The 10,345-nt window shown below is 41.3% G+C and carries 16 protein-coding genes; 14 read left to right on the top strand and 2 right to left on the bottom strand.

The window, feature by feature from the left end:
* Nucleotides 1–188 precede the first annotated feature (188 nt).
* Together L1266_RS18675 and L1266_RS18670 are read left to right on the top strand one after the other, a co-directional pair.
* Nucleotides 189–452, top strand: coding sequence for a hypothetical protein (locus tag L1266_RS18675; RefSeq protein ID WP_235378102.1), 264 nt, complete (start codon nucleotides 189–191; stop codon nucleotides 450–452).
* Between the two features lie 320 nt (nucleotides 453–772).
* Nucleotides 773–1,294, top strand: a complete 522-nt coding sequence (locus L1266_RS18670; RefSeq protein WP_054554188.1) for a hypothetical protein — start codon at nucleotides 773–775, stop codon at nucleotides 1,292–1,294.
* Between the two features lie 42 nt (nucleotides 1,295–1,336).
* On the opposite strand, the gene slmA is transcribed toward L1266_RS18670, so the two are convergent.
* Both slmA and coaBC read right to left on the bottom strand, forming a co-directional pair.
* Nucleotides 1,337–1,924: a nucleoid occlusion factor SlmA gene (gene slmA / locus L1266_RS18665; RefSeq protein WP_054554189.1), complete on the bottom strand. Its 588-nt coding sequence runs from the start codon at nucleotides 1,922–1,924 to the stop codon at nucleotides 1,337–1,339.
* 112 nt (nucleotides 1,925–2,036) lie between these two features.
* Complete coding sequence (coaBC, locus tag L1266_RS18660) at nucleotides 2,037–3,230, bottom strand: bifunctional phosphopantothenoylcysteine decarboxylase/phosphopantothenate--cysteine ligase CoaBC (protein ID WP_235374046.1); 1,194 nt, start codon at nucleotides 3,228–3,230, stop codon at nucleotides 2,037–2,039.
* 144 nt (nucleotides 3,231–3,374) lie between these two features.
* On the opposite strand from coaBC, the gene radC reads away from it, so the two are divergent.
* From radC to L1266_RS18600, 12 genes are all read left to right on the top strand, one after another.
* The gene (gene radC, locus L1266_RS18655) at nucleotides 3,375–4,049 is read left to right on the top strand and encodes a RadC family protein (protein WP_138601269.1); all 675 of its coding nucleotides are present in this window, start codon (nucleotides 3,375–3,377) and stop codon (nucleotides 4,047–4,049) included.
* A 273-nt stretch (nucleotides 4,050–4,322) separates the two neighbouring features.
* Nucleotides 4,323–4,559: a 50S ribosomal protein L28 gene (gene rpmB, locus L1266_RS18650; protein WP_036973115.1), complete on the top strand. Its 237-nt coding sequence runs from the start codon at nucleotides 4,323–4,325 to the stop codon at nucleotides 4,557–4,559.
* A gap of 11 nt (nucleotides 4,560–4,570) precedes the next feature.
* Complete coding sequence (gene rpmG, locus L1266_RS18645) at nucleotides 4,571–4,726, top strand: 50S ribosomal protein L33 (protein ID WP_022946036.1); 156 nt, start codon at nucleotides 4,571–4,573, stop codon at nucleotides 4,724–4,726.
* Between the two features lie 227 nt (nucleotides 4,727–4,953).
* Nucleotides 4,954–5,295: a 30S ribosomal protein S6 gene (gene rpsF, locus L1266_RS18640; protein WP_036973113.1), complete on the top strand. Its 342-nt coding sequence runs from the start codon at nucleotides 4,954–4,956 to the stop codon at nucleotides 5,293–5,295.
* A 67-nt stretch (nucleotides 5,296–5,362) separates the two neighbouring features.
* The gene (priB, locus tag L1266_RS18635) at nucleotides 5,363–5,665 is read left to right on the top strand and encodes a primosomal replication protein N (RefSeq protein WP_036973732.1); all 303 of its coding nucleotides are present in this window, start codon (nucleotides 5,363–5,365) and stop codon (nucleotides 5,663–5,665) included.
* Nucleotides 5,666–5,677: 12 nt separating this feature from the next.
* A complete protein-coding gene (gene rpsR / locus L1266_RS18630; RefSeq protein ID WP_002962753.1) occupies nucleotides 5,678–5,905 on the top strand; it encodes a 30S ribosomal protein S18 in 228 nt (75 codons plus the stop codon).
* 35 nt (nucleotides 5,906–5,940) lie between these two features.
* Nucleotides 5,941–6,393: a 50S ribosomal protein L9 gene (gene rplI, locus L1266_RS18625; RefSeq protein WP_054554192.1), complete on the top strand. Its 453-nt coding sequence runs from the start codon at nucleotides 5,941–5,943 to the stop codon at nucleotides 6,391–6,393.
* 303 nt (nucleotides 6,394–6,696) lie between these two features.
* On the top strand, nucleotides 6,697–7,128 hold the full coding sequence (locus L1266_RS18620) for a type IV pilin protein (RefSeq protein WP_222938086.1): 432 nt from the start codon (nucleotides 6,697–6,699) through the stop codon (nucleotides 7,126–7,128).
* Nucleotides 7,129–7,133: 5 nt separating this feature from the next.
* Nucleotides 7,134–7,586 (top strand): GspH/FimT family pseudopilin, encoded by a 453-nt coding sequence (locus L1266_RS18615; RefSeq protein ID WP_054554194.1) that lies wholly within the window; start codon nucleotides 7,134–7,136, stop codon nucleotides 7,584–7,586.
* Nucleotides 7,583–7,984 (top strand): type IV pilus modification PilV family protein, encoded by a 402-nt coding sequence (locus L1266_RS18610; RefSeq protein ID WP_235378101.1) that lies wholly within the window; start codon nucleotides 7,583–7,585, stop codon nucleotides 7,982–7,984. Before L1266_RS18615 ends, L1266_RS18610 begins: the two co-directional genes overlap by 4 nt.
* Nucleotides 7,981–8,505, top strand: a complete 525-nt coding sequence (locus tag L1266_RS18605; protein ID WP_235378100.1) for a prepilin-type N-terminal cleavage/methylation domain-containing protein — start codon at nucleotides 7,981–7,983, stop codon at nucleotides 8,503–8,505. Before L1266_RS18610 ends, L1266_RS18605 begins: the two co-directional genes overlap by 4 nt.
* Complete coding sequence (locus L1266_RS18600; protein WP_235378099.1) at nucleotides 8,498–10,246, top strand: DUF7305 domain-containing protein; 1,749 nt, start codon at nucleotides 8,498–8,500, stop codon at nucleotides 10,244–10,246. The genes L1266_RS18605 and L1266_RS18600 overlap by 8 nt, the downstream gene beginning before the upstream one ends.
* The last annotated feature ends 99 nt before the right edge of the window (nucleotides 10,247–10,345 follow it).

Genomic DNA, 10,345 nt, shown 5'->3' with positions numbered 1-10,345 from the left:
TAACGAGGGCTTGATTATAGTGAGACCAGTTTGTGATTTTGCTCATTGTTGTTGCACGGGCTAGTAGGATATAGATGATCTGATCACAGGCTGGCAAGATAGTTCAAACTTTTAGGAAACAACGCCGCAATGAGCATGATTCAGCTGTAAATGTAATAGTAAAGAAAAAGACACTATCAGTTAAGAAGGTGCATTCTAATGAATTTAAAAAAAAGAAAAAAAGCAGCTCTCATGCTGAGCCAAACCGTAAGAATGGAAGAATAATCTTTAAAAACAGCTCACAAATAAAGATAAAATCTAGTAGTGGTATTTTTACTACTTTAAGGAAAGATGTTAAGAAACAATCTTGGGATAAGCTGAGGGTAGATTTGAATGTTTGGTTTAGTGTTAAGAATAATGAAGATGCTCAAGTAATGAGAGCTTCCTCTATAAGTATTATGCCTAAACCTTAATTTTTTAAATTATGTAAAGGCTAATTAAAAGTGCGAGAAGTTTAAATGTTTTTTAATTCGGAAACACAGCTTAATCACTAATTCTTATAAAAGTGGCTTTTTACAGAATATCTTCTGTGATTAAGAAAAGCCACCCCACCCAATATTCAAAATGAATCATCATTCTTTGTTCTTTAATCTCGATTGCCCCTTTAAGTTGTTTAACCATTCTCTGCAATCTAGGAATATTTATTAGGCTTACTAAGAAAGTCACTCATTATCATAACGGCTTGTTCTTCATATCCTTTAAGTCTGATTTACTTTTGCTTAAAGGATTGAAAGTGAGTGTTATTGAGGGCAGTACTAAGGAATTTGGCAATACGACTATTCTACTTCATAGCTTGGGTTCTTCTTGTTATAGAATCGAATGGTATAGCCGGATGACGGGCGCATCGACGAGTTTAGCGAGACTCACGCAAGGCAAGTACGTTGTTATTCGTAAATGGGCGCAAGTTAAAAATATGGCCGATGTTTCGAGTGAATTTAGTAGTCGAAATAGTGCGTTGATACACTTTTTAAATAACGTTGATATTGTTAAATCCCATGATGACTGGATCAGTGCCGCTAAGCAGCATTGTCTAAATTTGTTTGTTGAAAATGAAGGGCTAAAACCAGTTACTAAAGCGAGTTTCCCTAAACCGAGGTTGCAAGGAGCAATAGGAAAAGAAGTTGTTGTGAAATCGAAATTGGGTGAAAGGGAAATTGCTCAGGGCTTACTATTGCAGCTTGTTGGTAACCAGGCCGAAATTCAATTAACTAACTCAAAAAAGAAATACTTTTCAAATCAAGTGTATATAAGGTAGGTATTAAGCTGGTAGTTAAACTACCAGCTAATAAAGCTTGAACTACAACCAAATCTTTTGTAACTCTGGCCACTGCTTTTCAAATTGTGCACTGGGTTTTGCTTTAAAGTCGCTGCGCACGAATTGGTTCATCTTACCTTCTACATAGGCGAGTAAGAAGTTGGCTAGGGTGCTTTCGTCTGACTGGAATGCTTTACCTTCGCGCAGTTTGCGCTCGCGTAGCACTTGCTTGAACTGAGTTTCTAGCTTTTCAAATAAGCCTTGTACACGTTCACGTAAACGCTCTTGTTCACCTTGTAAGGCATCACCGGTCAAAATGCGGGTAATGCCCGGGTTTTTCTCGGCGAAGGCTAACAATAACAGCAAAATATTGTAGACACGTGTTTGGCTTTCTTTCTCATTTTCTAAAATGAGGTTAATGCGTGATAACAGGGTATCTTCAATAAACTCGATTAGGCCCTCAAACATCCGTGCTTTACTCGGAAAATGACGATATAACGCAGCTTCAGACACACCGACCTCAGCCGCGAGTTTTGCGGTTGTGATACGTTGACCTGGGCTGGTTTCTAACATTTGTGCGAGTGCTTGCAGAATCTGCTCTTTGCGATTACTTCTTTTTGTCGCAGGCATGACCATTCCTTTCTTATAATTTATTACTTGCGCTGTTGGGAGTCAGACAAGCCATTTTTTGTGCAAATGAGTGGCTTATGTTAATGTTTTATTCAGTTTCTTTCCAGCATTTTTACAAACGCTTGGCAAGCTCAGTCATTACGCTCATGGCTAAATCTTTTTTACTTCCCATTGCTAAATCTAGCTGCTCATTGTGCCAGAAGAGTGTTAAAGCATTATGATCAGAATTAAAGCCAAGGCCTTCTTTTGATACGTCATTTGCGCAGATCATATCGAGATTTTTGTTCTTTAACTTACCTTGTGCATAGCTTGCAACATCTTGAGTTTCTGCCGCAAAGCCAACGGTATAAGGGCGGTTTTCGCTAAGTGCTGCGACATTAGCGATGACATCTGGGTTCTTAACTAAAGTAAGGGTTAGTTCATCGCCTTGCTTTTTCATCTTTTGCTCATGAATTGCAGCTGCACGGTAATCAGCCACTGCTGCACAGCCGATAAAAGCATCCGATTGCGCGGCCAGTTCCATTGAGGCGGTAAGTAATTGCTCAGCACTTTCTATATTAGTAAGCAGGGCATTAGCAGGTGCTTTAATTGTTACGGGGCCTGAAATCAGATTTACCTTTGCACCTAGCGCAAGTGCAGCTTCTGCAAGGGCATAACCCATTTTGCCTGAGCTGTGGTTAGAGATATAACGAACCGGGTCGAGGGCTTCTCGGGTTGGTCCTGCAGTAATCGTGATGGTTTTGCCTGCAAGTAATGGCTCTACTTCAGGTTGTGTACAAAGCGCGACTAACTCATGAGGCTCTAACATGCGTCCTGCGCCTACATCACCACAGGCTTGCTCGCCTTTACCTGGGCCCCAAATAGCCACGCCACGCTCATTAAGTGTGGCAAGGTTTGCTTGTGTAGCAGGGTGGGCATACATTTGTTGGTTCATGGCAGGTGCAACCGCCACTTTTGCAGGGGTAGCCAGTAGTAGGGTCGTCAGTAAGTCATCTGCAATACCCATGGCCATTTTCGCTAAAATATTACTGGTTGCAGGGGCGACTAAAATAAGGTCTGCCCATTTGGCAAATTCGATATGACCCATTGCGGCTTCTGCTGCTGGGTCGAGTAATGAATCAGAAACAATCTCACCGCTTACCGCTTGCATTGTTAAAGGAGTAATAAAGTGTTTGGCTGAGTCGGTCATGACGACTTTTACTTCACAGCCTTGATCTTTTAAACGGCGAACAAGTTCTGCGCATTTATAGGCTGCAATACCACCACTCATACCTAACAGGATTTTTTTATTTACTGATTTTGTCATTACGTGAAATTTAACCTTTGTCGATATGGGCTAACGATAGCAAATCTTTACCGATAGCATGAAGTTTTCTTTTCTACAGACAGGAAAAAACTAAATTTTATAGTACAGTTTAATATATGGAATAGTTGTTTTAAGGATGAAGCAATGCCATTAACCGATTTACCTTTATCAGCAAGGCCGCGGGAGAAGTTACTTGCCCAAGGTGCCAAAGCACTCTCTGATGCAGAGTTATTAGCAATATTCCTACGAACCGGTGTGCCGGGCATGAATGCCATTGAACTGGCTGAGCATCTGCTCGATATTAATAGTACGCTGCATGACTTATTTAATGCATCTGAACAAGAGTTTTGCGCTCAAAAGGGTTTAGGGGCTGCTAAGTATGTGCAGCTTCAAGCAGTGCTTGAATTAAGCCGGCGCTATATGCTTGAGCAATGTAAGCGCGAGGCGTTATTTACTTCGCCACAAGCCGTGTATGACTATTTAACTATTCAGTTACGTGGCTTACAGCAGGAAGTATTTATGGTGCTGTACTTAGATAGTCAAAACCAGTTGATTAAAGACGAAGTACTTTTTTACGGCACTATTAATGCCGCGTCTGTGTACCCCCGTGAAGTGGTTAAAGCAGCGCTGCGTAATAATGCGGCGGCACTAATACTTGCTCATAACCACCCAAGTGGGGTGGCTGAGCCTAGTCAGGCCGATAAATTGATCACCACTAAATTGCAGCAAGCTTTAGCCTTAGTCGATATAAATGTGCTGGATCACATCATAGTGGGTGGTGAAAATTGTGTTTCGTTTGCCGAAAGAGGGCTTATATAGAGCCAACTGTATTAGAGAGTGTGTTAAAAATGAGCAGTTTAGGGCGATTTTAGAAATTAGTTTAATTTAAATGCAGTTTTTACTTTCCCTAAGGGCATTCGATCTTTATAATTAGCCGCTATCAAATTTACACATGAGCTGATTGGATAAGATCTGTTACTTGATCTTTGCCTGTATAAGCTGTATAAAGAGCGCCCTTCGATTTATCCCGGGGCACAAATACTGGCCTAAGGGAAAATTAAGCTCGAGCGAAGTTATTGGAGATATATAGACATGTCTAAAGTATGTCAAGTTACAGGTAAGCGTCCAGCGGTTGGTAACCACCGTTCACACGCGAGAAACGCGACTAAACGTCGTTTCCTACCTAACCTACAAACTCACCGTTTTTGGGTTGAAAGTGAAAAACGTTTTGTAACACTACGCACTACTACTAAAGGTATGCGTATTATCGATAAAAAAGGCATCGACGCGGTTCTTACAGAAATCCGTGCTCGTGGCGAAAAAGTTTAAGGAACTGAATCATGCGCGATAAGATCCGTTTAGTTTCAACTGCTGGTACTGGTTTTTTCTACACTACCGACAAGAACAAGCGTAACATGCCTGAAAAAATGGAAATCAAAAAATACGATCCTAAAGCTCGTAAACACGTGATTTTCAAAGAAGCTAAAATCAAGTAATTTTAGTTTTCAGAATTCAAAAACCCAGCCTCGGCTGGGTTTTTTGTTTTTAGCGTTTAGAAAATCTTAATAGAGCACAATAATCTAGCTTGGCTTGCTGTTTTATCTTGCTTAATTATCAATCTAAGCGTAAAATGCGCGCTCATTTCGGCTTATTAAATTTAATTCCTTGCCTTAAACCGACTGGCCGAAACGGTAGAAGGCTCTATTAACCGTAAGGAATATCCATGCGTCATTACGAAATCGTATTCATGGTTCACCCTGATCAGAGTGAGCAAGTACCTGGTATGATCGAACGTTATACTGGTTCTATCACTGAAGCTGGTGGTACTATCCACCGTCTTGAAGACTGGGGCCGTCGTCAATTGGCTTACCCAATCGACAAGCTTCACAAAGCTCATTATGTTCTTATGAACGTTGAAGCACCTACTGAAGTAATCAGCGAGCTAGAAACTACTTTCCGCTACAACGATGCAGTGCTTCGTAACTTAGTTATGCGTACTAAAGACGCTGTAACTGAAGCATCTCCTCTTGCGAAAGAAGAGAAGAAAGAAGCACCAGCTGCTTAATCGTTTTGAGTTCAAGCATGGCGCTTGCAGTTGAGACAAAAAGATGAGCCAACCGCTTAATCCTTATATGAATCAGCTGACACTATCTGGGGTTGTTTGTAAAACACCTAAATATAGTCAAAGCCCTGCTGGTATACCGCATTGTATTTTTGTTCTTGAACATAAATCGATGCAAGTTGAAGCAGACCTTAACCGTAATAGTTATGTCAGGCTTCAAGTTGTTGCCAGCGGCACGCCAATGCAACAACAAACTCAACAATTGCACGTTGGGCAACAAGTGCAAGTGACGGGGTTTTTAAATCGTCACGAAGGCCGAAACGGCTTAAGCCAATTGGTCTTGCATGCTCAACATATAGAAAGAATTTTTTGAGGAATTTTACTCATGGCACGTTATTTCAGACGTCGTAAGTTCTGCCGCTTCAAAGCGGAAGGCGTACAACAAATCGATTATAAAGATCTAGCTACTCTTAGAAACTATGTTACAGAAAGTGGCAAAATCGTACCTAGCCGTATCACAGGTACTAGCGCTAAATATCAGCGTCAGCTAGCAACTGCTATCAAGCGTGCTCGCTACTTAGCCCTTCTTCCATACACTGACTTACATAAGTAAGCAGCGGATTAACAGTTTTTAAAAGGTGTAGAGACATGCAAGTTATTCTACTAGACAAGATCGCAAACCTAGGTGGCCTAGGTGACCAGGTTGTAGTTAAATCTGGCTTCGCACGTAACTTCCTTTTCCCACAAGGTAAGGCAGTTCCTGCAACTAAAGCTAACATCGAAACTTTCGAAGCACGTCGTGCTGATTTAGAAGCTAAGATCGCTGAAGATCTAGCTGCTGCTCAAGCTCGCGCTGACAAGTTAGAAGCATTAGCTGAAGTTACACTAGTTTCTAAAGCTGGTGACGAAGGCAAGTTATTCGGTTCTATCGGTACTCGCGACATCGCTGAAGCTATTTCAGCTGTTGGCGTTGAAGTTGCTAAATCAGAAGTTCGTTTACCTCTAGGTACTATCCGTGAGACTGGCGAATTTGACGTAGCAATCGCAGTACACTCAGACGTATCGGCTACTATCAAAGTAATCGTTATCGCTGAAGCTTAATAGCAATATTAAGTAAAAAAAGCCGCACTTAGGTGCGGCTTTTTTGTGCCTGAAATTTATAAATTGTAGCATTTTGTACCGCTATTGCTTCTTCAGTTGTCATCCAATAGTATTGGTTTCTATATTTTAAACATACAAATGCTAATCCTATAATCTTACATATTTCACAAACATACGTTCTTTTTTCTTAATTTTATTTTTCTTATTAGTATAATCGAATGAGTAAAAGTAAATTGGTTAAAATTGACACTGACAACGCTGTCATTTATATTGTGCTGGTTAAAAAGTATTAAGGGGTTGAGGTTGAAAAGTGCATTAGTACCACATGGAATAGGTAAACAAACAGGATTTACATTAGTAGAAATTCTTATCGTGATCGCTATTTTAGGGATTCTGTATAGCGTAGCACTGCCTGCTTACACTGAGCACATGCAACGTAGTCGCCGTGCTGATATTCAACAAGAGTTACTGCAATACAGCGCCAGTCTTGAACGAATTTATTCACGAAATGGCGGCTACCCCAATGCATTTGCAACTCAAAATACTGACTATTACACCCTTACTTACACAGCAACAGATAAAGTATCAGGTGCTGTAAGCGATTTTAAAAATCGTGGCTACAGTTTAAAAGCCGCTCCTAAATCGGGTTCGGCGCAAGCGAGTGATCGCTGTGGTGACTTAACCGTTAAACATGATGGTAGTTATAGCGCTTCATTTAGTGATTGCTGGGAGTAACACAATTGCGTCGAATTGCAGGGTTTACCTTAATTGAGTTAATGGTTGTGCTGAGTGTTATTGGCATTATGGCAGCCCTTGCTTTCCCGTCTTTTAGTCAGCAAATTTTGCAAGATCGCGTCGTAACTACTGCAAATCAATTAAATAGTGCTTATAAATTTGCACGCAGTGAAGCGGTCAAACGCGACAAACCTATTAACCTAGTTGTTAGTAATAATAGTTGGCAAGTGACCCTCAACGAGGGCGGCGTAGACACGGTTTTAAAAGAATTTTCGGTCACAAAAAGCGGCGTTGCCGTCAATTTAGTCGCATTGGCCATTAGTGCCAGTGGCGAAGTTGATAAACAAGCTGAAATTTTAGTGAAAGATGAGCACACAAATACCACTGATTACGTGATGTGTGTGCTTAAAAGTGGCCAAAACTGGTTAGTAGAAAATTCACAGCGAGGATGTGCATGAATAAGCAGGCAGGCTTTTCATTATTAGAAGTGATGATTTCAGTGGTGATCGCTGGCATCGCATTATTAGGCTTGGCGGCAGCGCAGCTAAAATCGCTGCAATATGCAACCAATAGTTTTGATTACACTGTGTCACTTATTCAAGGGCAAAACACCATTGAGCGTTTGTGGCCACGCATTTGTGAAATTCAAAAAACTAATACCGCACTTTTTCAAGACGCGACATTTAGAGCTTCGCTCGCGCCACAAGTGAGTGATTATCAGCTGACGATCCCAGCTACTTACAGTGATGACATGCAAATTAATGTGACTTGGGTTGATAAACGCATGACAGACAATGCAGAAAATCAAATTAGTCTAAATGCCAGTTTTCCTGATTTAACGGCGGTGTGCTCATGAATAAACGCGTTCAGGGTTTTACCTTAGTTGAACTGATGGTGGCATTGGCAGCTGGCGCTTTTTTATTAGCGGGAGTGAGCTTGTCTTACTCGGCGATTAAAAGCACCATTGAGGTGAGTAAAGAGCTAGAAAACGCTCAAGAAGTGATTCGCTATACCAGTAAAGTATTCAACCGCAGCATAAAGCAAACACAACTAACACCCACCATCAGTGCAGATAAAAGCACAATTACTATTACTCAGCCAAGTGGTGTCATTGCCTGTGATGGCTCTGCAACAACTACGCAGGTGGTTGAAGTATATAGCTTAAATGGTAGCAACTTAATGTGTTCACTCGATGGCGCTGCCTCAGAGCGATTACTGACAGGAATCGAAGCTTTGTCATTTGATATCGCCGGTGAGCTTGTAACCGTTACTGTAAAGCCAAATGATTTACCAGCTCAGTTCGGTAATGGTATTAACATTGATATTGCCTTAACTAATGCAATATTAGTCAAAGCATACGGAGCTGGCAGTGTATAACAAGCAAAATGGTTTTACCCTAATTACAGTGTTGATCTTGACCAGTATGGCTAGCATAGTGGTGCTTAGTTCGCTACGTGAAAACGTTGTTCAAGAACGTTTAAGTGGCAACTTTCAAAAGAAATTAAACAGCCGCTTAATGGCTGAAAAAGGTGTGTTTGAACAAGCTAAGTTATTGCAACAAACCTTGAATGAGGAAGGTGTATTAGCGGTTGAAGATTTGATCAGTAAAACCAGTAACGCATCGGGCTCTGGTGTTATTGCTGATGATGCCATTTTTAATGCCAGTTTAAGTCAAAACGCTGCTGGTGAGCTTGAAATTGCAAGCTTGGGGCAACGATTTGATGGTGACGCGCAAAGTAACTTAGTCGCCCGTTTTGCAGTACAAGGCGCGAAAGGTAGTTCTGTTTTCACTAATGCGATGGTGGGCTGTAAGGGAGTCGATTTATCGGGCAGTGGTAGTATCGACAGCTATGATTCGAGTAAAGGCAGCTACGAAGAAACAAAGTCGAATGATGGTGATGTTTCAACCATTGCTGGCGATTCAGATGTAGTGCTATCGGGTCATTCACCGATAAAGGGCGATGTAAAAGCGACCGGAGTTATTTACTTAAATGGCTCATCACCAATTATTGGTAATATCCATTCGAACTCTGGTGTTTATATCTCTCCTGGCAGTGGTTTACGTGTAGACGGTAATGTCTATACCCGTGGTTATTATACCCATCGTGGCGGGACTGTTTCGGGGGTTGTGCGAGCCAATGGTGATGCAAAAATGCAGTGGTCAACATTCATCACGAATAGCCAAGGCGAAGCGTTGGATATTATGTATGGCGGTTCAGGCGATTTTAAAGATACCAGCAATAACCAGCAAGATGGTGTGCATTATAGTGATCGTAAATTTAACGTGAACCCGAATGTTGAACCGGTAACTGTAGCCGATCCAGCTGCACCTGATTATGACCCTACAAACCCAGATACCAGTTGCGACCCGTTAATTTTGCCAGAGAAAATGACAGGCATCACAGATCAAGTAAGCAGTTACAGCTCTATTTCTGTAGGTCCTACGCAACAATTTAAGCTTAATACTGAAAAGGGCTATTTTAGTAGCGGTGGTAGCCAAGTTATTATGCCAAGCCTTGCTGATGTTTTCTTGTTTAATTCTAAAGCGCAAAACCAAGCTAATGGTAGCAATAGCAAAGAGTATATTTTTGCAGTTGATAGACTCAAAATGACCAGTGACGGCAAAATGGAAGTTTCTGGTGGTGATGTTATTTTACTGATTGATGGTGACTTTTCGATGGCGGGGAGCACAACACTGACTATTAAAAAAGACAGTAGTTTAACTGTGTTATTAACCGGAAAAGTCAATATTGGCGCAGGCGCAAAAGTTATTACTGAGCAAGAAGGATTAACTACTAGTGGTCATCCGTCGTTATCATTCTACTCATCATTTAATGGTGTAAATGGCGTGCAATTTAGCGGTGCTGCGAATTTATATGCGGCTATTTATGCCCCTTTGACAACGGTGAAGCTATCGGGAAGTGGTGAGCTGTTTGGTAGTGTACGTGGCTCTACAATTACCGCAACAGGGGGCAGTGGTGCTCACTATGATGCGGGTTTATTACAAGTACAAAATGGCGGCACGCCTGCTTCTTCGGCACGTATCGTATTTTTAGGTTGGAGCTACAAAACCGCAGAAACAACTGAAGAAGAAAGCGAAGCATCACCTGCCGAATAACGTAAATCCCCAAATAAAATTGTGTAAGCTCAATTATTTGTAGCTTACACAAAAAATTTTAATTTCATTTAAACCTTTTGAATCCCTCCTTACGTCTAA

Source organism: Pseudoalteromonas sp. Cn5-37, from assembly GCF_021532495.1.
Taxonomy (GTDB): domain Bacteria; phylum Pseudomonadota; class Gammaproteobacteria; order Enterobacterales; family Alteromonadaceae; genus Pseudoalteromonas; species Pseudoalteromonas simplex.
The sequence above is the reverse complement of the archived record's forward strand: the minus strand, read 5'-3'. Positions and strand labels throughout refer to the sequence as shown.